Origin of the sequence: Pseudoalteromonas sp. SR43-3 (assembly GCF_014163875.1) — a bacterium.
Classification (GTDB): Bacteria; Pseudomonadota; Gammaproteobacteria; order Enterobacterales; family Alteromonadaceae; genus Pseudoalteromonas; species Pseudoalteromonas distincta.
Window position 1 is genome coordinate 1 of the sequence record NZ_JACJEC010000006.1, and the last position, 22,286, is coordinate 22,286.

At 39.1% G+C, this 22,286-nt stretch carries 20 protein-coding genes and 1 riboswitch; of the genes, 10 read left to right on the top strand and 10 right to left on the bottom strand.

The window, feature by feature from the left end; genetic code table 11:
- Positions 1-185, top strand: a 185-nt coding sequence (locus H5088_RS20195) for a hypothetical protein (RefSeq protein ID WP_220488860.1), incomplete at its 5' end; no start/stop codon positions are given.
- Between the two features lie 237 nt (positions 186-422).
- Here the strand turns inward: H5088_RS20195 and ribB are convergent.
- The 6 genes from ribB to dapB form a co-directional block, all read right to left on the bottom strand.
- On the bottom strand, positions 423-1,076 hold the full coding sequence (gene ribB, locus H5088_RS09365) for a 3,4-dihydroxy-2-butanone-4-phosphate synthase (protein WP_182752810.1): 654 nt from the start codon (positions 1,074-1,076) through the stop codon (positions 423-425).
- A gap of 246 nt (positions 1,077-1,322) precedes the next feature.
- Positions 1,323-1,494: riboswitch (FMN riboswitch) on the bottom strand.
- 76 nt (positions 1,495-1,570) lie between these two features.
- A complete protein-coding gene (locus H5088_RS09370) occupies positions 1,571-2,629 on the bottom strand; it encodes a S66 peptidase family protein (protein ID WP_182752742.1) in 1,059 nt (352 codons plus the stop codon).
- 158 nt (positions 2,630-2,787) lie between these two features.
- On the bottom strand, positions 2,788-3,264 hold the full coding sequence (greA, locus tag H5088_RS09375) for a transcription elongation factor GreA (protein WP_004335404.1): 477 nt from the start codon (positions 3,262-3,264) through the stop codon (positions 2,788-2,790).
- 48 nt (positions 3,265-3,312) lie between these two features.
- Positions 3,313-6,531 carry a carbamoyl-phosphate synthase large subunit gene (gene carB, locus H5088_RS09380; protein ID WP_182752743.1) on the bottom strand — a complete coding sequence of 1,073 codons (3,219 nt, stop codon included), beginning with the start codon at positions 6,529-6,531 and terminating at the stop codon, positions 3,313-3,315.
- A gap of 16 nt (positions 6,532-6,547) precedes the next feature.
- Positions 6,548-7,684: a glutamine-hydrolyzing carbamoyl-phosphate synthase small subunit gene (gene carA, locus H5088_RS09385; RefSeq protein ID WP_004335400.1), complete on the bottom strand. Its 1,137-nt coding sequence runs from the start codon at positions 7,682-7,684 to the stop codon at positions 6,548-6,550.
- A 361-nt stretch (positions 7,685-8,045) separates the two neighbouring features.
- A complete protein-coding gene (gene dapB, locus H5088_RS09390) occupies positions 8,046-8,849 on the bottom strand; it encodes a 4-hydroxy-tetrahydrodipicolinate reductase (protein WP_182752744.1) in 804 nt (267 codons plus the stop codon).
- A gap of 354 nt (positions 8,850-9,203) precedes the next feature.
- Between dapB and H5088_RS09395 the strand changes: the two genes are divergently transcribed.
- The 3 genes from H5088_RS09395 to H5088_RS09405 all read left to right on the top strand — a co-directional run bounded on the left by H5088_RS09395 (position 9,204) and on the right by H5088_RS09405 (position 12,653).
- Positions 9,204-10,517, top strand: coding sequence for a Na+/H+ antiporter NhaC family protein (locus H5088_RS09395; RefSeq protein ID WP_004335396.1), 1,314 nt, complete (start codon positions 9,204-9,206; stop codon positions 10,515-10,517).
- A 132-nt stretch (positions 10,518-10,649) separates the two neighbouring features.
- Entirely contained in the window at positions 10,650-11,438 is a 789-nt protein-coding gene (locus H5088_RS09400; protein ID WP_024597204.1) for a nucleoside-binding outer membrane protein, read from the top strand.
- Positions 11,439-11,636: 198 nt separating this feature from the next.
- A complete protein-coding gene (locus H5088_RS09405; RefSeq protein ID WP_024597205.1) occupies positions 11,637-12,653 on the top strand; it encodes an alpha/beta fold hydrolase in 1,017 nt (338 codons plus the stop codon).
- Positions 12,654-12,764: 111 nt separating this feature from the next.
- Here H5088_RS09405 and H5088_RS09410 read toward each other — a convergent pair whose 3' ends face one another.
- Entirely contained in the window at positions 12,765-13,562 is a 798-nt protein-coding gene (locus H5088_RS09410) for a M48 family metallopeptidase (protein ID WP_039487466.1), read from the bottom strand.
- 198 nt (positions 13,563-13,760) lie between these two features.
- On the opposite strand from H5088_RS09410, the gene H5088_RS09415 reads away from it, so the two are divergent.
- Positions 13,761-14,963: a Bcr/CflA family efflux MFS transporter gene (locus H5088_RS09415; RefSeq protein WP_182197406.1), complete on the top strand. Its 1,203-nt coding sequence runs from the start codon at positions 13,761-13,763 to the stop codon at positions 14,961-14,963.
- 26 nt (positions 14,964-14,989) lie between these two features.
- On the opposite strand, the gene grpE is transcribed toward H5088_RS09415, so the two are convergent.
- Entirely contained in the window at positions 14,990-15,601 is a 612-nt protein-coding gene (gene grpE, locus H5088_RS09420) for a nucleotide exchange factor GrpE (RefSeq protein ID WP_024597391.1), read from the bottom strand.
- A gap of 58 nt (positions 15,602-15,659) precedes the next feature.
- Positions 15,660-16,625, bottom strand: a complete 966-nt coding sequence (locus tag H5088_RS09425) for an HrcA family transcriptional regulator (RefSeq protein ID WP_024604215.1) — start codon at positions 16,623-16,625, stop codon at positions 15,660-15,662.
- Positions 16,626-16,779: 154 nt separating this feature from the next.
- On the opposite strand from H5088_RS09425, the gene nadK reads away from it, so the two are divergent.
- The 4 genes from nadK to H5088_RS09445 all read left to right on the top strand — a co-directional run bounded on the left by nadK (position 16,780) and on the right by H5088_RS09445 (position 20,404).
- On the top strand, positions 16,780-17,664 hold the full coding sequence (gene nadK / locus H5088_RS09430) for an NAD(+) kinase (protein ID WP_004335384.1): 885 nt from the start codon (positions 16,780-16,782) through the stop codon (positions 17,662-17,664).
- A gap of 77 nt (positions 17,665-17,741) precedes the next feature.
- Positions 17,742-18,299: a hypothetical protein gene (locus H5088_RS09435; RefSeq protein WP_182752745.1), complete on the top strand. Its 558-nt coding sequence runs from the start codon at positions 17,742-17,744 to the stop codon at positions 18,297-18,299.
- A gap of 75 nt (positions 18,300-18,374) precedes the next feature.
- Positions 18,375-20,048: a DNA repair protein RecN gene (gene recN, locus H5088_RS09440; protein ID WP_039487455.1), complete on the top strand. Its 1,674-nt coding sequence runs from the start codon at positions 18,375-18,377 to the stop codon at positions 20,046-20,048.
- 32 nt (positions 20,049-20,080) lie between these two features.
- Entirely contained in the window at positions 20,081-20,404 is a 324-nt protein-coding gene (locus tag H5088_RS09445; RefSeq protein WP_182752746.1) for a hypothetical protein, read from the top strand.
- Positions 20,405-20,417: 13 nt separating this feature from the next.
- Here H5088_RS09445 and H5088_RS09450 read toward each other — a convergent pair whose 3' ends face one another.
- Positions 20,418-21,440 carry a GGDEF domain-containing protein gene (locus H5088_RS09450; RefSeq protein WP_404936291.1) on the bottom strand — a complete coding sequence of 341 codons (1,023 nt, stop codon included), beginning with the start codon at positions 21,438-21,440 and terminating at the stop codon, positions 20,418-20,420.
- A gap of 266 nt (positions 21,441-21,706) precedes the next feature.
- On the opposite strand from H5088_RS09450, the gene H5088_RS09455 reads away from it, so the two are divergent.
- Positions 21,707-22,243, top strand: a complete 537-nt coding sequence (locus H5088_RS09455) for a hypothetical protein (protein ID WP_039487450.1) — start codon at positions 21,707-21,709, stop codon at positions 22,241-22,243.
- Positions 22,244-22,286: the final 43 nt, after the last annotated feature.

Below are 22,286 nucleotides of genomic sequence, written 5' to 3' on the forward strand. Positions count from 1 at the left end.
ATGCATGTTTAAAGTACTTATGGCAAACTGATGTCTCAGGCATAGCAGTTGTGACTTATGTGGGTTGTGGTGATTTACATAAGATCATAAATTGCTGTGCCTGTCACGTTTTGGGGATTCGTCAGCCCTTTGGGCAGCGCCTGTTTAGCATTAATGCTACGTTATCGCCCATTTATGGGGAATAACCACACTACATAGGCTCTGCCTTGCCTAAATACCAAACAGACTGCTGCAAATTTAACCTTGAAAGATCAACAGACCCTAGGAAGAACCCTTTGGGCAGCGCCTGTTTGGCATTAATGCTACGTTATCGCCCATTTATGGGGAATAACCACACTACATAGGCTCTGCCTTGCCTAAATACCAAACAGACTGCTGCAAATTTAACCTTGAAAGTTCAACAGACCCTAGCACAAAGTCATTTAGCCAACTTTGCGCTGTGCAGCCTGAATGTATTGCACTAAATCTTCAATAGAAACCACGGTCATATTATGTTTATTAGCATAATCACTCACCTCAGGTAAGCGCGCCATTGAACCATCAGGATTTGTTAGTTCGCAAATTACGCCAAATGGTTTTAAGCCGGCAAGTTGCATTAAATCAACGGATGCTTCGGTATGACCGCGACGCACTAATACGCCACCCGTTTGTGCCTTTAAACCAAATACATGCCCTGGGCGCGATAAATCACTTGGTTTTGCATTATCCGCTGTCGCTGCTTTTATAGTAGTTACTCTATCAGCAGCAGACACACCTGTTGTTACGCCATGCTTAGCTTCAATAGTGACTGTATAAGCGGTGTTATTTTGACTCGTATTGTTAGCTACCATTTGCGGTAAGTCGAGCTGTTTAATGCGCTCATCCCCCATGCATAAACAAACAATACCGCTGCCTTCGCGGATCATTTCGGCCATTTGAGAAGTCGTTAAATGCTCAGCTGAAAAAACAAAGTCGCCTTCATTTTCACGGTTTTCATCATCAACAACAAGTACGCCTTGGCCTTGCTGTAGTGCAGTGATTGCGCTTTGTACGCGGGTATGGCTTTCGCCGAATTGAGTAAGTAGAGACTGAATCATCATTATATTCCAAATAAAAATAATAGATTCAGGACTGTGAAAGGATCGGTAATACATCACTTAAATTTAAAGTGATCACTACCAAAATAGCTTAAATAAAATAACAAAAAGCACGCAGCAAAAAGCAGCGCACACTGTTATACCAATAACATTAAATTAGTGACTAATTATAGCGCAAAGAAAAATAGCTCACTTAACGCGATACAAGGATCATGTCTTTAATAAAATTGGTTTTAGTATAATAAGCCATATTCTCTTTCATCCGGACTGTAACCGTCGGCTCTGGCATCTCACCAGATCTGCTTGACCTTTACTTAACCTAAAATAAGTTAAATAAAGCGCTCGCGGGCTCGTTTAAGTCATAAAAAACATTAAACATACCGCAGGTGGGGAATTTCACCCCGCCCTGAGAATTTACAGTAAGTATTAGCACTTACTGTAGGCATATTATACGCTTGTATTTATTTGTTTTTCAAAACTAAATACAATAAAAACTACGAAAGTTGAATATTTAACGATGCGCGATCTACTATACCTTCGTTTATATCAGCAACTAACGTACAGGTAGCACCATTGACCAAATTTAAGTTAGGTTGAACGTGCCCTATATCGGCATCAAAAATTACAGGAAATAAACACCCACCTAGCGCTACATCTAATGCATGGCGATAATCAAAGGCATCGTAATGACCTTGTGTTATTTCACTTCTCCCTAAAACCAATCCATTGATATCATCAAATATTCCGGCTAATTTTAATGACAGTAAAAATCGTGCAACGGTTGTTGGTGTAAGTTCTGAGTTTTCGAGGTATAAAATAAGCCCTTCGGGCGCACTGTCCTTTTTAAACTCATGCAGCGCTAAAAATGGCGAGTCGAGCAATAAACCTACGGTATCTAAACACCCACCAAATAACCGGCCAGACATTTCTATGGTACGTTTATCTGTGTAGTTTAAACATTGCCAGTTTGTGGGCTCACTCGGGCTGAGTAATTCGTTCGGGTTTTGCGCGTAATTAGGCTTATTTTTTTGGTATAAAGAAGAAGGACCTTGCTCAAATTTACTACCGGCTTCGTAGGTCAGAGTTTCAAATATTTGTAAGCTATACGGATTTTTTTCATCTGGATGTAATTGCATAAGATTGGCGCTGTGAAGGGTTGCCCATTGGCACTTAGCAGTGAGTGCACATGCAATAGTACTCACATCAGAAAAACCAACTAACCACTTAGGCTTTGCTTCTTTAATGGCGTTAAAATCAAGTAGTGGCAGTATTTCCATTGCCAGCTCACCACCCATTGGCGGCATAATCGCATCTATTTCATCATCTAATAAAAAACCCATTAGCTGCTTAGCATGCGCTTTAGCATTAAGCTGTTCGCGTGGTTTGTTTTGACGTAAAAACTCGCCTTCAACAACATTATACCCTCGTTGTTTTAGTCCATTTATAACAATATCTAAGCGTCCGTGATACTTTTCTTTTAGCCCAGATGAAAGCGAGCAAATAGCAATTTTAGAGCCTACTTTTAAAGGCGCTGGGTAAAGTATATTAGCCATTGAGTGTTCCTTTTAATGAAGTGATTATGTACCTATATCATCATGCTCACTCTTTATGCAATATGAACACCCTTATCAGTATAGTGATTTATTTAAGGCATAAAAAAACCGATGTAAATACATCGGTTTTTATTTAAAACGTTAAAGTGAGTTATGCGTTAAAGATACTCAACTTCAATGATTTCGTACTCAACGATACCTTTTGGCGTTTGGATAGACACTGCATCGTCTACTTGTTTACCAATTAAGCCACGTGCAATCGGTGAATTAACAGAAATTAAGTTGTTTTTAATATCTGCTTCATCATCGCCTACAATACGATATTTTACTTCAGCATCCGTATCTACATTTACTATAGTTACTGTGGTACCAAAAATAACTTTGCCCGTATTTGGCATTTTAGTTACGTCGATTATCTGAACATTTGAAAGTTTAGCTTCAATTTCTTGAATACGACCTTCACAAAAACCCTGTTGCTCACGTGCAGCGTGGTACTCAGCGTTTTCTTTTAAGTCACCGTGTTCACGCGCAACAGCAATGTCGGCGATAATTTTTGGACGGGTAACTGTTTTTAATTCGTTAAGCTCTTTGCGCAGTAAATCTGCGCCACGAACTGTCATCGGAATTGATTGCATACTTTTCTCACTTAACACCAAGGCCCTAGTTGGCCTTGGCACATTTCCTTAGTTCAATCGCAGGTGTAGCTCTTGAACTGACGTTACTTTACTACGGTCATCTGCTTTGTTAGCAGTACAGTTAGCAAAAGCCGCGTTCAAGGTTGTCGTATAGTTGGTTTTATTTTGCAATGCACCACGACGTAACACCTTCGAATCTTCGATCGCTTGGCGACCTTCGGTGGTATTAACGATATAGCTGTACTCTTTATTCTTGATATAATCAAGAATATGCGGGCGGCCTTCATATACTTTGTTTACACGTCGTACTTCAATGCCAGCTTCTTCAAGAGCTTGTGCCGTGCCACCCGTTGCGTCAAGTTCAAAACCTAAGTCGGTCATAATCTTGGCTAATTCAACAATGCGTGGCTTATCGCTATTACGAACAGATAATAACGCGCGACCACCGCGTGGTAAAGTGTTGCTTGCACCTAATTGTGCTTTTGCGAATGCTTCGGCGAAAGTATCACCAACACCCATCACTTCACCCGTTGAGCGCATCTCAGGGCCACGAATTGGATCCACACCCTGAAACTTAGCAAATGGTAAAACAACTTCTTTAACGCTGTAATAAGGAGGGATCACTTCTTTAGTAATACCTTGGCTTGCCAAAGACTGACCCGCCATACAACGAGCCGCCACTTTTGCAAGCGCTACACCGGTTGCTTTTGATACAAACGGTACAGTACGTGCGGCACGCGGGTTAACTTCAATTAAGTACACTTTGCCATCTTTTACAGCAAACTGTGTATTCATTAAGCCAACAACACCAAGCTCAAGCGCCATATCTGTTACTTGCTTGCGCATTACATCTTGCACTTCTTGCGATAAAGAATGTGCTGGTAATGAACATGCTGAGTCACCAGAGTGAACACCGGCTTGCTCAATGTGCTCCATGATACCGCCAATAATTACTTGCTCGCCGTCGCAAATTGCGTCAACGTCAACTTCAATTGCGTTATCTAAGAAACGGTCAAGTAATACAGGTGCTTCGTTTGATGCAGATACAGCTTCGGTCATGTAGCGACGTAAATCGTCTTCATCATATACAATTTCCATTGCACGACCACCTAGTACATACGAAGGACGTACAACGAGTGGAAAACCAATTTCGACTGATTTAAGTAGTGCTTCTTCAGTTGAAGTTACTGTTGCATTTTCTGGCTGAAGTAAGTTCAAACGCTCAACAAGTTGTTGGAAACGTTCGCGGTCTTCTGCACGGTCAATCGCATCAGGTGAAGTACCAATTACTGGCACACCATTCGCTTCAAGCTCACGTGCTAATTTAAGTGGTGTTTGACCACCGTACTGCACGATAACGCCTTTTGGCTTTTCAACACGTACGATTTCGAGTACGTCTTCAAGTGTAATTGGCTCAAAGTATAGTCTATCAGATGTATCGTAATCGGTAGAGACCGTTTCAGGGTTACAGTTAACCATAATGGTTTCATAACCGTCTTCGCGAAGCGCAAGCGAGGCATGTACACAACAGTAATCAAATTCAATACCTTGGCCGATACGGTTAGGACCGCCACCAATAACCATGATTTTGTCTTTATCTGTTGGGTTTGCTTCACACTCTTCATCGTAAGATGAGTACATGTAAGCTGTGTCTGAGCTAAATTCTGCGGCGCACGTATCAACACGCTTGTATACTGGCACGATGTTTAATAGGTGACGTTTTTTACGAATTTCAGCTTCAGATACACCAGCAATTTCAGCTATACGTGGATCTGCGAAACCTTTGCGTTTAAGTTTACGTAGGAAGTCGGCATTTAAACCAGCCATACCTACTTCACCAATTTTTGCTTCGTCTTTTAAAATATCTTCTATTTGTACTAAGAACCAGCGATTAACTTTAGTCAGCTCATAAACATCATCAACGCTCATACCATGGCGCATTGCATCGGCAATGTACCAGATACGCTCAGCACCTGGCTCGCGTAATTCGCGGATGATTTTTTCTTTCGCTTTAGGGTCATCAAGTGCAACTATTGGGTTAAAACCTGTTGCACCCACTTCAAGACCACGTAATGCTTTGTGTAATGATTCTTGTTGGTTACGACCAATCGCCATTACTTCGCCAACCGATTTCATTTGCGTAGTTAAGCGATCGTTAGCACCGGCAAATTTTTCAAAGTTAAAGCGAGGAATTTTTGTTACAACGTAATCGATTGAAGGCTCAAAAGACGCTGGAGTTTTACCGCCAGTAATATCGTTTTGAAGCTCGTCAAGCGTGTAACCTACTGCTAGCTTTGCAGCAATTTTAGCAATTGGGAAACCCGTTGCTTTTGATGCAAGTGCAGATGAACGTGATACGCGTGGGTTCATCTCAATGATAACCATACGGCCATCTTCAGGATTAATACCAAACTGCACGTTAGAACCGCCAGTTTCTACACCAATTTCACGTAATACCGCCATAGAGGCGTTACGCATAATTTGGTATTCTCTGTCGGTTAGCGTTTGCGCTGGTGCAACGGTGATTGAATCGCCAGTGTGAACACCCATAGGGTCAAAGTTTTCAATGGTACAAACAATAATACAGTTATCGTTTTTATCACGTACAACTTCTGTTTCGTACTCTTTCCAACCAATCAGTGATTCATCAATCAATAATTCGTTTGTTGGCGATAAGTCTAAACCGCGCTCACAAATTTCTTCAAACTCTTCCATGTTGTAAGCAACACCGCCACCGGTGCCACCCATGGTGAAAGAAGGACGAATGATACATGGTAAGCCAATTCGGCTCATTGTATCTTTAGCTTCTTCCATTGAGTGAGCAATTTCAGCACGAGGACATTCAAGGCCAATGTTTTTCATTGCTACGTCAAAGCGTTCACGGTTTTCTGCTTTGTCGATTGCATCCGCCGTTGCGCCAATTAGCTCAACGCCGTGCTTAGCCAACACACCGTGCTTGTCTAAATCAAGTGCACAGTTTAATGCTGTTTGACCACCCATTGTAGGCAGTACTGCATCTGGCTTTTCTTTTTCAATAATTTTTTCTACCACTTCCCAGTGAATTGGTTCGATGTAGGTAGCATCGGCCATTTCAGGATCGGTCATGATAGTTGCAGGGTTTGAGTTAACTAATATAACTCTATAGCCTTCTTCTCTAAGTGCTTTACACGCTTGAGCACCAGAGTAGTCAAATTCACAAGCTTGACCAATTACAATTGGGCCTGCGCCTAAGATAAGAATGCTTTTTATGTCGGTACGTTTTGGCATTATTACTCCAGTTAAATTAGTGTTTACGCGCTTGCATCAAATCGATGAAGTGGTCAAATAATGGTGCTGCATCGTGTGGACCTGGACTTGCTTCAGGGTGACCCTGGAAGCTAAACGCAGGCTTATCAGTACGATGAATACCTTGAAGCGTTCCATCAAATAACGATTTATGCGTGGCACGAAGCGTACTTGGTAGGCTTGATTCTTGAGCTGCAAAACCATGGTTTTGAGCTGTGATCATAACTACATTACGGTCTAGGTCTTTAACTGGGTGGTTACCACCGTGGTGGCCAAATTTCATTTTTTCTGTTTTAGCACCTGAGGCAAGGGCTAATAACTGATGACCTAAACAGATACCAAAAATAGGTGTGTCGGTTTCTAAAAAGGCTTGAATGGCTTCAATAGCGTAAGTACATGGCTCAGGATCACCAGGGCCATTAGATAAGAAGATACCATCAGGGTTTAAAGCAAGTACGTCAGCGGCAGAAGTTTGCGCTGGTACTACTGTAAGTTTACAACCACGGTCTACAAGCATACGTAAAATATTACGTTTTACACCGAAGTCGTAGGCAACAACATGAAACTTTTCATCAGCAGCGTCAAGGGTTTTAAATCCTTCACCTAATGTCCAGCTTGATTCGCGCCACTCAAAATTTTCCTTGGTTGAGACAACTTTTGCTAAATCCATACCTTTTAAGCCTGGGAAGGCTTGCGCGGCTTGTAACGCTTTATTTTCGTCTAGCTCGTCACCGGCAACAATACACCCGTTTTGTGCGCCTTTATCACGCAAAATTCGAGTTAGCTTTCTGGTGTCGATGTCCGCAATACCTAAAATATTACGTTCTTTTAAGTAATCATCTAACGATTGCTCGTTACGAAAGTTACTTGCTAGCAGTGGCAAATCACGGATCACTAGGCCTTTAGCCCAAATTTGATTCGCTTCTTCGTCTTCGCTGTTGGTACCCGTATTACCGATATGTGGGTACGTCAAAGTTACGATTTGTTCCGCGTATGATGGATCAGTCAAAATTTCTTGATAACCAGTCATAGACGTATTGAATACCACTTCACCGACTGACATGCCGTCAGCGCCGATTGCAGTACCGCGAAACACTGTGCCGTCTTCTAGGACTAACAGAGCGGATTTAGTCAAGTTAAACCTCCTAACAGTAAAAAACGGGAGTAAGCAATTGCTTAACACCCCGCCAATACCCAGAGGGATCGTCAAAACCAGATTTTTGTGAGCTTAAATTGTTTTACGCAGTCTTAAATGATGCAGATGTAAAGCATTCAACCTTCAATCATTTTTCTTGCCTAAAACTATTTTCATTCCCACTGAAACCCTGGATTTACTAGCCACTTGGGTATAATTGGAAACACGCATTTAGTAATTTTTGGCAAATTGGCTGCATATTACATGAAGTTGCTATTTAGGTCTAACATTATTTGGTTAATTGTTACAAATAAGTCACTGTAGGTAAAATTAGACCCAAACAGTTAAAATAGTAACTAAACTACTTAAGATCTAGCACATCTTGCATATCATAAAGTCCAGCAGGTTTGTTTTTTAACCAGCTTGCAGCCCTTATAGCACCTAGAGCGAACGTCATTCTCGAACTTGCTTTATGTGTTAATTCAAGCCTTTCACCCATTGTAGCGAAGTATGCGGTATGTTCACCTACTATATCGCCCCCTCTTAGCACAGAATAACCAATCTCATTTTGAGATTTCGCTGTTTCTACTTGGCTTCGGTCATATACCGCAACCTGGTCGTGATCCCAGCCTTTCGCTTGCGCGATTGACTCACCTATTGCCAGTGCAGTACCCGATGGTGCATCTATTTTATGACGGTGATGCGCTTCAAATATTTCGATATCTAAATCGTCACCAAATTTAGTCGCTGCAGTTTGCACAAGGTTAAGTAATACATTGACACCTACGCTGTAATTTCGTGCAAATACAATAGGGATATGTTTAGCGGCATCGTGTAATAGCGCCATATCATCATTTGTTAAACCTGTTGTGCCAATTACCATAGGAATTTTTTGCGCAACAGCTGTTTTTAAATGGTTTTTCATACCCGCTGGCAGCGTAAAGTCGATTAAAACATCTACATTATCTATTGTACTTTCGTCGCTAAAGCTAACACTGTTATCGGCTGCGCTATTTACTTGATTTACATTAATGCCCAATAGCGATGAACCACTACGAACATATGCGCCTGTAAGTTGTGTTTGATCTTTAATTGTCGCGGCTTCTAATAGGGCTAAGCCCATTCTGCCGTTAGCACCAAAAACACCTATTCGATTTGTAGTCATGGTTTTTACCTAATTTAATTTGAATCCGTTTATTAGCCATATATCCGGGCATTACAAAATACGCAGGTGGGTATTTTTATGCAGTTGGATAAATATTAATCGCTGAAAATCGCGTTGCTTTATAGATATTATCTAAAAGTCATGCAATAGTCAGGTGACCTTTTAATTTAATAATAATAACAATACCAGTTTACTTTAGCCATCTATACATTTAAACTTCTCTTTCGCGTCGATTTGGTCTTTGGCTTGCGGACGCTGCGGCTAACAACTTTTTAAAATAAAAAGTTGTACTGCTAAATTCAGCTAAAAGAGGAGTTTTGGCTGTGATAAATTTTACTGGTTATGAGGATTATGATGCAGCCATCATTTAATAAAAACAAAGCAATACTTTCTTTACTTCCCCTACTTACCTTTGTAGCGCTATTTTTAGGCTCAGGTTTGTATTTGCAATCGCAAGGGGTTGATTATGCTTTTTACCAACTACCTGCACCTGTTGCTATATTGCCCGCCATCATGCTTGCGTTTATTTTAAATAAAGGCACGGTAAACCAATGTGTAGAGACCTTTATTAAAGGTGCCGGACACAACAATATTATTACCATGTGTTTAATCTACTTACTTGCAGGTGCTTTTTCTGCTGTGGCAAGTGCAACCGGTGGTGTAGATGCGGTAGTAAATGCAGGCTTATCGCTTATTCCACCTTCGTTATTGCTCCCTGGTTTGTTTTTAATTGCGGCCGTTGTTTCTACTGCAATGGGAACGTCAATGGGTACGATTGGCGCCATTGGCCCTATCGCTTATGCGGTATCAATTAAAACGGGTATAGATCCAGCATTAATGGCCGGTACGATTGTATCTGGCGCTATGTTTGGCGATAACTTATCTATTATTTCAGACACCACTATTGCAGCTACGCGCACGCAGGGCTGTGAAATGAAAGACAAGTTTAAAGAAAATCTTAAAATTGCAGTCCCTGCAGCCATTCTAACAATCGCCCTGTTGTTTTATTTAACACCTGCTGCACAAGTAGTTGAAACTAAAGATTATGATATTTGGTTAGTACTTCCTTATGCCTTTATTTTAGTGTTAGCAGTTGCTGGCTTGAACGTATTTGTAGTGTTGTTTAGCGGTATTATTTTTGCCGCATTAATGGGCTTTACCGGTAGTTACGAAGGCGCAAGCTTTGTAAAAGACATTTACAAAGGCTTTACTGATATGCAGGAAATATTTTTACTTTCTATGTTTATTGGTGGCTTATCTGAATTTATTCGTATTAACGGTGGTCTTGATTACATTGCTCAAAAAATTCAAGCAATTACTAAAATCATTGCAAAATGGCACCGTAAAGTGGCTGACCAATTAGGTATTGCCGCATTAGTTTTAACAAGTAATGTATGTATTGCTAATAACACAGTGTCTATTATTGTCGCGGGTCCTATTGCTAAAAAGCTAGCAGATGACGGTGAAATAAGCGGTAAACGCTCTGCCAGTTTACTTGATATATTTGCCTGTGTTACACAGGGTTCATTGCCATACGGTGCCCAAGCATTGTTATTAGGTGCTACGTTTAAAATTAGCCCGTGGGAAGTATCAACGTCTTCTTATTACTGCTTTATTTTAGCATTTACAGCCATTGCAGTTATTTGCTTACGCCGTAATAAAGCATAGTTTAAACACCGACACTATGTTGCAGCTTAATAAGTAAGCTGCAACATATGTTAAAATAATACTCTACATATCAATCACTTTTGCTATAATGCGCGCCTTCGCGTGTCACTAAAATTATAGTTAAATACAGATATGAAATTTAAAAAATTACTTCCTCTCGTTACTTTTACATCAATTGCTTTATCGTCTTCTGCTTTTGCGGCTAATTGGAGCAGCACAGCACTACATATTAATAATGGCGACCAAAAAAACCCATTCACTGAGCAAGAGTCAAACACCACTGTTTACTCGGTTCAACATGCATCGGGTTACGATTACGGCGATAACTTCTTTTTTATCGATTACAGTAAAGACGATACCGATGATGGTTACCAAGATGCTGATTTTTATGGTGAGTGGTATTCAACGGTAAGCTTATCGGCCATTAGCGGCGAAAAAATTGGCGCAGGCGCATTATTAGATGTGGGCCTTACCGGTGGTATTAACGTTGCTGGCGACGCTAAAGTAATGAAATACTTGCCTGGTGTTAAATTAAGCTGGGATGTACCTGGGTTTAACTTTTTTCAAACGCTATTCACAGCTTACATTGACGATAGTGAAGGTGTAGCAAAAGGCGGTGCTCCTATTGAAACAAATAGCTGGATGCTTGATGTTGCCTTTGAATACCCTTTCACTATTGGCTCACAAAAATTTAGCTTTAAAGGCCACGCTGAATACATTGCAGAACGTGAAGATGAATTTGGTAACGATGTAGAGGCGTGGATACTCGCACAGCCTATTTTAGTATGGGATATGGGCCACGCTCTTCAAATGAAAGAAAACACACTACTGTTGGGTATGGAATTACAATACTGGCACAATAAACTAGGTACTGAAGTCACTGAGTCAGTGCCACAAATCCATATTGAGTGGACGTTTTAAGCTTTAACGATACTCGTTTTACTCTACATTAATAAGCGAAGCTCTCTTTTAGCTTCGCTTTTTTCATCTCCAAATTAAACAACGTTGAGCATGACAAAGCCTCAATTGAATAGTACTTAATGTTTGGTTACTATAATGAATTATTCTGAGTTTTATATATTAGAGCTCATATTATTTGTCCTTAATTGGAGTAACCAAATGTCGTCGATTAAAGTTATTTGCTTTTCTACTTTATTGTTATTAACAAACAATGCATTAGCGAGCACAACGCAAGATACCTCTTCACTTTCTTATGATGCACTTTTAAGCAGTTATCAGTACGACTTTAAAGTAAATTACTTTAACATTGAGTCACAAAAACAGTCCCTTAAAATGGCGTATATTTACTTAAAGCCTACCAAATCCGACATGCCTACAGTGACGCTTATGCACGGCAAAAATTTTAATGCAGATTACTGGACTACCACTGCGCAATACCTGCAATCTTTAGGCTACGGCGTATTAATTCCTGATCAAATTGGTTTTGGAAAATCATCTAAACCAACTAATTACCAGTATTCATTTGCGGCTCTTGCTCATCATACTCATGCGTTAATGGACTCACTTAATATAAAAGAGTCAATTGTATTAGGGCACTCTATGGGTGGGATGCTAGCGAGTCGTTTTGCACTAATGTACCCAAACACAACTAGTAAATTAATTTTACTTAACCCTATTGGGCTTGAAAACTACCTGCAGTATGTTGATTACAAAGATACAAATTTTTTCTATAAAAACGAATTTTCAAAAACGCCAGAAGGCGTAAGAAAATACCAACAAAAAAATTACTACGATGGTAAGTGGAATACCACATATTCAGCCCTAACCGACTTTATAACAGGGCAAATACAAGGCCCAGATAAAGAACAAATGGCATGGGTAAATGCAAAAACATACGATATGATTTTCACTCAACCTGTAATAACCGAATTTAAAGATTTAGCAGTACCGGTTAAATTAATTATTGGTACACGCGATAGAACCGGCCCTGGCCGTAACTGGAAAAAAGACGGTGTTGATTACGAGCTTGGTCGATATGATAAATTAGGCAAACACGCTGCAACACTTATCCCTGACGCACAATTATTTGAACTGGATAATTTAGGGCACCTGCCGCACATTGAAGATTTCGAACGCTTTAAAAATGTATTTAAACAAGCACTTGCTGCTGAATAACCACGCTTAAAAACTAAAATAAAACCCCTGTAGGTAAAATACTTACAGGGGTTTTATTTTAATTACGCATTAATACTAAACGTACACTACTTCAGATAGTAAAGCGCTTAACTACAGTGTGCATTGTGGGTTTTTACCCTGTGCTTTAGCAGTGCTTTGCTCGCTAAGTGCTTTACTCATTTGCGCTTGTAGATTTTTAATACGGTTACTTGGCGCTGGGTGAGTAGATAAAAACTCAGGGGTTGTACCGCTGCCCGCTGCACTCATATTTTCCCAAAGTGTAACCGACTCTTGTGGATTAAACCCCGCCTGTGCCATTAAATCCAGACCTATAGTATCGGCTTCTGATTCGTGAGAGCGGCTAAATGGTAAAACAACTCCATATTGTGCGCCCAAACCTAAGCCTTGCATAATTTCGTTACGGTATTGAATATTACCCATTTCAAGTGCAGCACTACCAAGCTGCATACCGGTATCTAAAATAGAGCTTTGTGAAACACGCTCATTAGAATGCTCAGCAATTACGTGCCCTACTTCGTGCCCTAGTACTGTTGCTAATTGGTCTTGATTGGTGGCTATTTTTAATAAGCCCGTATGAACCCCAATGTAACCCCCAGGTAATGCAAAAGCGTTAGCAGATTCATCTTCAAATACCACTACTTCCCAATTTTGCGACGCGTATTCTTTTGGTAATACAGCCACTACTTTTTCAGCAATACAATTTACATAAGAATTTGTTTTAGCGTCTTTATTTATTGGCTGAGATGCTTTCATTTCGGCAAAGCTAGCAGTACCCATTTCACTCATTTGTTGATCTGAGTAAAGCGCTATTTGAGTACGTCCTGTTGGTGACGTTTTACAACCGGCTAAAACGGCTGTCGCTAATACTGCAAGTACTAGTTTTTTCATGATAATTCTCTTAAGTAATGAATTTTTTATTGCTTGTAGAATAGCAAACACAGTACCAATTTAAAATATTTGCTTTATGTACCGTTATATTAAAAAAAAAGCAATATGACGATAAACTTAGCGGGCAAACTAAGTTTATCCAAATACAATGCCCTGTTACACTATAACCCTTGTTTTTAGTGATTGTTGAGTTTACACATGGACGCCTCAGCCTCGTCTTTTAATACCCGTATTTTATTGCCTTTATTAGCCAGTATAGTGGCGATTACGCCATTGGCGATAGATATGTACTTACCTGCCATGCTGGTAATTGCAAACGATTTACACACTAATATGCCCAATGTACAAATATCGTTGAGTATTTACTTAGCAGGCTATTCATTAGGGATGCTATTTTTTGGCCCCATTGCCGATCAAATTGGCCGCCGTAAGCTTGCACGTATCGGCTTAACCTTATTTGGTGCAAGCTCACTTGCACTGGCATTTACCACCGAAATCCATGCTTTTTGGACTCTTCGAGCAGTGCAAGCATTTACGGGAGCGGCAGCAACGGTAGTAGTACCGGGTATTATTCGCCATATTTATCAGCAAAATACAGCTAAGGGAATGTCGTATGTGTCGATGATTATGATGGTAGCGCCGTTAGTTGCCCCCTCTGTTGGCTCGTTTATTTTAGGATTTTCTGTTTGGTCAACCATATTTTTGGTTCTTGCTGGGTATAGCTTTTTAATATTGGCGTTTGTGCAAGTGTATCTAATTGATATTCCTATTCACAAAAACGAAAAAAAGGGTCTCGCTCTATTTTTTGATAGCTATAAAACAGTACTCAGTAATAAAGATGCACGTGCCGACATACTCAGTTCTATGTTTGTATCGTTTGGATTTTTTTGCTTTTTGACCTCAGTACCATTTATTTATTTAGATTTATATGAAGTGTCAGAACAGTTATTTGGTGTGTTATTTGCCTTTAACGTAATGGCGCTGATGTTTGGTAACTTTTTAAATACGCGAATTGTACCAAGGCTGGGCTCTCGAAAAATGCTCTATATTGGGCTTACATTTGGATTTGTATCGGGGCTGGCTTTGTTAACATTTAGCTTATTGCATTTATCACTTTATTATATTGTGGCTGCTATTGCGCCATTAATGATGAGCTTAGGCGTCACTGCAAGTAATGCTGACTCGCTAATATTAATGAAGTTTGAAAAAAACACAGGCACGGCAACGGCCGTAATTGGCACACTTCGTTTTGGCAGTGGCGCATTAGTTGGCCCACTACTCGCTATTATGCATGCAAAAAGCGCAGTGCCGTTTTCAAGTTTAATGTTCAGCGCTGTTTTGCTTACTATGCTCGTACAGTTAATTCACTATAAAAAAGACAAAAAAAATGCCTCAATATGAGGCATTTTTTAAAACTAATAATTCAATTAAGCATCAGCAGCTTTAGAAACCATAACCATTGCAGGGCGTAATAAACGACCATTCAATGTGTAACCTTTTTGCATAACAGCAAGTACTGTATTAGGTGTTACATCGTTACTTGGTTGAATTGACATTGCTTGATGAAAATCTGGATTAAACTGCTCACCTTGTGGGTTTACAATTTCAACACCAAACTTTGCAACAGCATCGTTAAAGCTTTTAACTGTCATATCGATACCTTCAAGCAACGGCTTTAAAGTCTCATTTTCTTTATCAGAAAACTCAATAGCACGCTCAAGATTATCAATTACAGGTAGTAATTCGTTAGCAAATTTTTCTAGTGCAAACTTATGCGCTTTTTCTACATCTTGTGCTGCACGACGACGAATGTTGTCTACGTCTGCTGCAGCACGAACAACACCATCTTTTTGATCAGCAATAGTTTGTTTAGCAGCTTCAAGCTCTGCATATAGCATAGCTATTTCTGCTTCAGGGCTTTGCTCTTCTTCTGCATGTTGATCAGCGGCTTCTACTGCTGCTTCTACATCAGCCTGCATTTTAGAAATTTCTTCGTTTAATTCTACTTCTTGCTCAGGGTTTTGTGTCTGCTCAGACATAAAATACGTGCTCCAATTCTTTACAACTGCGGTAATTATGGGGATTGAATAAAAAGATTCAAGAGTTAGATGCCTCAATTAATTTAAATTCTCGAATTATTTCTTCGATTTGCGCTGATTTAGGGCAAATTATACAAAAGCGGCTTTGGTATTCTTGATTTTGAAAGTACGGCACGCTTATTACGATCAATTCATCACACTCAGTAAAAGGCAATTTTTCGCTATTAAGTACCGATACACCGTTTTTAAAAGCGAGTTTATCTTCTACATAATTTAAAAACGAAACACCAATATTTAAACTTTGCTCACAATCGATTTGTTTATAGAGGTAATTTTCGCCAACTACAATACTATTATCTGAGCCTAATTTTTGACTTAGCTGTCGCGTCCATTGATTAAGCGAATCATGACAATTTCGAGGCGCTGTATTTGCCATCGCCTGCATACGATACAGACCCTCCATAAGAGTTTGTTGGCTAAATACGGTATTCAACCATGTTGCAAACTGATAACGAACAGAATCTGACGAATCATGAGGTTTATCAATACAAATGTTGTGGCTCTGCCCAGCCCTGTCTATTAATAGAATAAGCCAGTCGGTAGAATCAAAATCAAGCACCTCTACTCTAAACACTTGCTGCGAGCTGACTTGTGGTAAACCAACACAACAACATATTTGGTATTTTTGGCTCAAACCATGTGCTAGTTCAACGAGTTGTGATTGCTCTGGTTGCCAATAATTAGCAATGTCAGCGAGTGGAAAAAACTCGTCAAACCAATAATCAAACCCTTCATTTGTGGGCACTCGTCCTGCAGATGTATGAGGTGAATACAATAGCCCCACTTTTTCTAAGCGAGCCATAGCATTACGAACCGTAGCCGAGCATACTGCCATGCCTTTGAGCTTGGCAATTTTTGTTGATGGAACAGGCAAGCCTTCACCATTACAGTACATGTTCATAACAGCTGAAAAAATTTGCTGATCTCGTGAGTTTAGTTTCATGGTATCTACATCTTGTTGCATGAAAGAGATATCGGGGCGTTTAGTTGTTTTTCAAGTCGTGCAGTTAACTGACTGCGAATAAAATTGAAGGTTTATAATATTGCTATAATCTGTATTTTCAAACACTTCTGTTTTGAGTTACTCTACAATTATTAAATCTTTTTGTGCGTACATTATGGACTCTCCTTTTAATACCATAGGCCTAATTGGCAAACCTAATCACCCGGGAGCCGCTGCTACCCTTCAGCGCTTACATACATTTTTACTTGCGCTTGGTTTTGAGGTAATAGTAGAAAAACGCACAGGGAGTCAATTAGACGATATCCCGCATGACAAACTTGTTAAGTTAGTCGACTTAGGAGAACAAGCCGATTTAGCTATTGTTGTAGGCGGTGACGGTAACATGCTTGGTGCTGCACGCGTGCTTGCGCGCTTTAACATTGCTGTTATTGGTGTAAATAGAGGTAACCTTGGCTTTTTAACTGATTTAAACCCTGAAGGGTTTGAAGCGAGCTTAGAGCAAGTCCTCAGTGGTGAGTACCTTGAAGAAAAACGCTTTTTATTAGAAGTAGAAGTATATCGCCACAACGAATTAAAGAGTGCAAACTCAGCCGTTAACGAAGCGGTACTTCATGCCGATAAAGTAGCGCATATGATTGAGTTTGAAGCTTTTATAAATAATGACTTTGTGTTTTCTCAGCGCTCTGACGGTTTAATAGTATCAACCCCTACTGGCTCTACGGCATATTCACTTTCAGGTGGCGGGCCAATTTTAACGCCAGAGCTAAATGCAATATCGTTAGTACCTATGTTTCCTCATACCTTATCTAGCAGACCTTTAGTTGTCGATGCCGATAATGAAGTTCGTTTAAAGCTAAGCCTAGAAAATACAGATAGCCTACAGGTAAGTTGCGACAGCCATGTCGTGCTTGCCGTATTACCCGGCGATGAGGTAGTAATTAAAAAAGCGGATAAACAATTGCGTTTAATTCATCCAAAAAATTACTCGTACTACAACGTTTTACGTACAAAACTAAATTGGGGTAGTCGTTTGTACTAATTTTATTGCCAAAAGTTAAACGATAGAGCAAAATATTAGTAACAACTAAAAATTAAACATTTCAGGAACAAACGGCAATGACTTATGTAGTATTCTTTGCTTTACTGCTATTAATTACACTTTTATACAGTTACCTCAAAATTGAGAGTAATCGCAAAAAAGCAATCGAAGCTAGAAAAAAGCTATTTAATGAACGTGTTTCGCATGTAAATTCACGCCTTAGAGTAAAACTTAATGATCTTCTTGATGCTAAAATAATTCGCCCAAAATACGCTCCTCGTATTCAAGCTATTGTAAATAATTTTTTTGTTGTGCAATCGCATACAGACGAGAATTTGCAACAACTTGAAGATACCGCTGACCTACTAATTAATACGTTGTCCAACGAGTTAATTAAAACTAATCAAACGAATATAATCCAGCCATTGATTGATAATATACAGTACTTTGTATCTGAGTTACCTCAGCAAGGAATTTTATACAATAAGAGTTTTTACCTAAATACTTTACCTCCACTTATCGGACTACTTAAAACCGAAGACATTATACAAGCTACTGATATTGTTGATGATCAAATTGATACCTCCCCAAAAACTTCTGATACACAATTTACTCAAGATGTAAGCGTTGCATAAATAATAAAAAATTAATTTGCAAAAAACCAAAACACTGTATAAATTAACAGTTAATTGACTGGATGGATAAACAGTATGTTAATTGGTTTAGAAGTTAAAAATTTTGCAATTGTTAGTAATTTAAGCACAGAATGGCGCAGCGGTATGACCGCGATCACTGGCGAGACAGGTGCTGGTAAATCTATTGCTATTGATGCGCTATCATTATGTTTAGGTGAGCGCGCTGAAGCGTCAGCAGTGCGCCCAAGCTCTGATAAAGCAGAAGTATGCGCTCAATTTGACCTAACAGATTTACCGCTAGCTCAATCGTTTTTAGAGCAACATATGCTAAACAATGACGATAATGAATGTTTATTGCGTCGTGTTGTTTGCAAAAATGGACGCAGTAAAAGCTATATTAATGGCAGTGCCGTTACCGCATCACAATTAAAAGAACTTGGTCAATATTTAATATCTATTCATGGACAACATGCCCACCAACACTTATTAAAAGCTGAGCATCAGTTACAGCTTTTAGATGCCTATGCAGGGCATCACCACTTAGTAAATGATGTAAATAACAACTATAAACAGTTTGCTAACTTACAAAAAGAATTTAAACATTTAGAGCAACAACAGCAGCAACAAGCAGCGCAAAAACAATTGTTAGAATACCAAGTTGCAGAACTCGATGAGTTTGCCTTACAAGAAGGTGAGTTTGATTTAATTGAGGCCGAGCATTACAAACTTAGTAACAGCCAAACAATATTAGAATCGTGTCAACGTGAATTACAATATTTATATGAAAGTGATGAACAAAATGCTTGTTCAATGCTGCAGCACAGTGCCCAACAATTCGCTGAGCTGGCTCAATACGACGAAAGCTTAGCAGGCGTAGCAGCCCTCCTTAGTGAAGCCGCAGTACAAGTTGAAGAAGCAAGCCGTGAAGTTCGAAATTATACTGAGCAAGCAGATTTAGACCCTGCTCGTTTAGGTGAAGTAGAAAATAGACTAAGCGGTGCGATGGATTTAGCGCGTAAGCATCACATAAAACCACAGCAGCTAGTTGAGTTTCATCAATCGATTGCTCAGGAGCTTGAGTCAATAAGTAATAATAGTAATCGTCTGGAGCAACTAGAATCAGAAATAGAAAGCGCGTTACTTAGTTATAAGCAAGCTGCCGATGAACTAAGTAAAAGTCGCTATGAGTATGCTAATACACTTAACACACTAATAAGTGAAAGCATGGCTAATTTATCGATGGAAAACGGTGTATTTGAAATAGCTTTAACTCAAGAGAGTAGCCGCGCACCTAATAGCTTAGGGTACGATAATGTGTCGTTTTTAGTATCAACTAATCCGGGGCAGCCACTTCAGCCGTTAGCTAAAGTAGCCTCAGGTGGTGAGCTTTCGCGAATTAGCCTTGCTATACAGGTAATTATTGCCCAAAAAGTAACAACCCCAACGCTTATTTTTGATGAAGTTGATGTAGGTATTTCTGGCCCTACAGCATCAGCCGTAGGCAAACTATTGCGCCAGTTAGGTAAGTCTACTCAAGTGATTTGTGTTACCCATTTACCACAAGTTGCTAGTAGCGCACACCAACAATTTTTTGTAGCTAAAGAAATAGCACAAGGCGAAACGTTCACTCATATGCTGCCTTTGAATAAAGATGGTCGTATTAATGAAATAGCTCGCTTACTTGGTGGTGATAATATCAGTAAAACAGCTAAAGCGAATGCTAAAGAACTAATAATGGCCCATGCCTAATATTGGTTAATAGAGCTTTGAAGGATTAAATAATGCACAGTACTTTAGTTAATTTTTGTATCATTTTAAGTTGGTTTTTATTAGCGCTAAGCAGCTGTTTAATTATTTTTAGTAAATATAAGCATATTTACTTTAAACAGCGTTTACTGAGGTTTTTAAATAGCTTTTTAGTTCTTCAGATAATCGCTGTAGCCTATTACTTTACTAGCGAAAAAGTAAATAACCTAAGTAACTTAGGGATAAGTTATTGGCTATTAATTACAATGCAGATTGCCTGCAATGCAATGTGTTACATGAGCGTAAAGCGCAGAAAGGCTAAAATAAAGCCATCACTTGATTCGTTTTCAATGGATTAAAGTAGATAAACCTTTAAGAAGAACACGTTCTGTTTTTACCTTGCGCTTTTGCTTTATAAAGTAGTTCATCAGCACGCTTGATATCAAGATCAATTGAGCGTTCGGCACTTGCAGAGATAACACCAATACTTAGCGTAATATTGGTACTATCTGAAAATAAGCTCACAACTGAAGCTTTAAGGGCGTGGTGGATTTTTTCTGCAACTTGCTCCCCCTGCTCAACTGTTGCATCTGGAATAACAATTAAAAACTCCTCTCCGCCCCAACGTGATGCAATCGCATTTTTTGGAATACTTTTATCAAAGGTTTTAGCTAACTGAATAAGTGCTTCATCGCCAAAATCATGGCCGAATTGATCATTAATTTTTTTAAAATTATCTACATCAGCTAATAAAATTACAAAAGGAGTATGATTATCTTTCAGCTCACTTTTAAAAGCCACAAGCTTATTCATGGTATAGCGACGGTTTGGCAGGTTGGTGAGTGGATCTATAGTTGCTAAAAATTCATTCTTTTGACTCAAAGCAATTATTTTATTGCTGTATTTTTCTCTTGAACACTCGTAGTAGCCACTCAGCGACGCGACAATCATAAAGGCAATTATTATTCTTATAGGAAACTGTTCCGGACTATAGTCATATATGTTGAATATATCAGCACAGTAAAAGCCTAAAACAATCGCTAATAAAAACAAAATTATATCAAATGTACCTCGTTTAAGTCCGCGTATTGAATAAGTAACAGGAGACACTATGAATATCCATATAGGTCCTGTTCCTTGTGCTCCCCCAGTGAGAACTAGGTAAAACATTAGTGCATAAAGGTTGTATAAAATTATAGTGCCTGACTTCTCTACTCCCCTACTTATGCTAAATGCCAATAAATAAACAAACGAAGAAACAACCAGGGTACACGCTAATAAATAACTGCTATTAATAAATGCTAAGCTAGCCATCGAAAACGTTGCTATAAACCCTATTGAAGAGAAGAATCGAACAATGAGTTTCCTTTCCGATTTGTTTGAATATTCGTACATAATTTCTATTTATTTTATTAATGTATAAAAGCCTACTTGTATGTAAAAAGTAAGCAAACCGTAAACAGCGTGCGATAATGAACCAACTTTATATTTAAATCAACTCCAAAGATTAGTTATTTAGGCTTGATAAAAGTGTATATTTTAGTCATTATTTACCTTTATCAGGGATGAATACGGTTATTGTAATGTATGATCCCATGATGTAATACGCTTTATTTAAAGAAATAAAGCCTAGGATAAAACAATAACGTTAAGGATTAAAAATGAATAAACTTGCTCTTCTTGTTCCTGCACTAATAGTACTGAGTGGCTGTAAAAGTAATGATATAACTCGCGCAGTTAAAGATGGTATTAACGGTGCTGTAAATAGTGTATCTAGCTCTAGCAACCAATCAATTAACTCTTCAAATCAAAGTGCTTATACAACGACGCAAACAAAAGTTTTAGCGTATAAAGCAACAAAAGAAGCTAGAGATTATGGCCAAATAACGTTAGCTAGTACAGCTGAAAATCCAAAAAAACAAACTCGAGTTGCTATAAATAAGTGCCTGCATCCTCGTGTAGGTGAAGTAAAATGTAAGGCTTATATGTATGAGATTAGCCCTCAAGGCTGGTTAATAGATGCCCAAAGCAACCGTATTTGGCTCGAAACAAGAACAACCCACTATGACAAGGTAGTTCCTTCTGGTAGTTACTATATGAAAGTAAGAACGGAAGGTGTCGCTAAAGAAAGCTATGCTACAGGTGATATTAATATAATACCGTTTGTTACTAACTACGTTGACATTACATTCGAATAAAACAAATAAAAAAGCAAGCCAGTTGGCTTGCTTCTTATTCATT

Bases quoted from the DNA above. Each gene is read 5' to 3' on its own strand.
- H5088_RS09450 (WP_404936291.1), bottom strand. From the start codon at position 21,440: ATGTACGAATATTCAAACAAATCGGAAAGGAAACTCATTGTTCGATTC.
- carB (WP_182752743.1), bottom strand. From the start codon at position 6,531: ATGCCAAAACGTACCGACATAAAAAGCATTCTTATCTTAGGCGCAGGC.
- H5088_RS09435 (WP_182752745.1), top strand. From the start codon at position 17,742: ATGACTTATGTAGTATTCTTTGCTTTACTGCTATTAATTACACTTTTA.
- grpE (WP_024597391.1), bottom strand. From the start codon at position 15,601: ATGTCTGAGCAGACACAAAACCCTGAGCAAGAAGTAGAATTAAACGAA.
- H5088_RS09370 (WP_182752742.1), bottom strand. From the start codon at position 2,629: ATGGCTAATATACTTTACCCAGCGCCTTTAAAAGTAGGCTCTAAAATT.
- H5088_RS09405 (WP_024597205.1), top strand. From the start codon at position 11,637: ATGTCGTCGATTAAAGTTATTTGCTTTTCTACTTTATTGTTATTAACA.
- H5088_RS09415 (WP_182197406.1), top strand. From the start codon at position 13,761: ATGGACGCCTCAGCCTCGTCTTTTAATACCCGTATTTTATTGCCTTTA.
- H5088_RS09445 (WP_182752746.1), top strand. From the start codon at position 20,081: ATGCACAGTACTTTAGTTAATTTTTGTATCATTTTAAGTTGGTTTTTA.
- H5088_RS09455 (WP_039487450.1), top strand. From the start codon at position 21,707: ATGAATAAACTTGCTCTTCTTGTTCCTGCACTAATAGTACTGAGTGGC.
- recN (WP_039487455.1), top strand. From the start codon at position 18,375: ATGTTAATTGGTTTAGAAGTTAAAAATTTTGCAATTGTTAGTAATTTA.
- H5088_RS09400 (WP_024597204.1), top strand. From the start codon at position 10,650: ATGAAATTTAAAAAATTACTTCCTCTCGTTACTTTTACATCAATTGCT.
- nadK (WP_004335384.1), top strand. From the start codon at position 16,780: ATGGACTCTCCTTTTAATACCATAGGCCTAATTGGCAAACCTAATCAC.
- H5088_RS09410 (WP_039487466.1), bottom strand. From the start codon at position 13,562: ATGAAAAAACTAGTACTTGCAGTATTAGCGACAGCCGTTTTAGCCGGT.
- ribB (WP_182752810.1), bottom strand. From the start codon at position 1,076: ATGATTCAGTCTCTACTTACTCAATTCGGCGAAAGCCATACCCGCGTA.
- H5088_RS09425 (WP_024604215.1), bottom strand. From the start codon at position 16,625: ATGCAACAAGATGTAGATACCATGAAACTAAACTCACGAGATCAGCAA.
- greA (WP_004335404.1), bottom strand. From the start codon at position 3,264: ATGCAATCAATTCCGATGACAGTTCGTGGCGCAGATTTACTGCGCAAA.
- dapB (WP_182752744.1), bottom strand. From the start codon at position 8,849: ATGACTACAAATCGAATAGGTGTTTTTGGTGCTAACGGCAGAATGGGC.
- H5088_RS09395 (WP_004335396.1), top strand. From the start codon at position 9,204: ATGCAGCCATCATTTAATAAAAACAAAGCAATACTTTCTTTACTTCCC.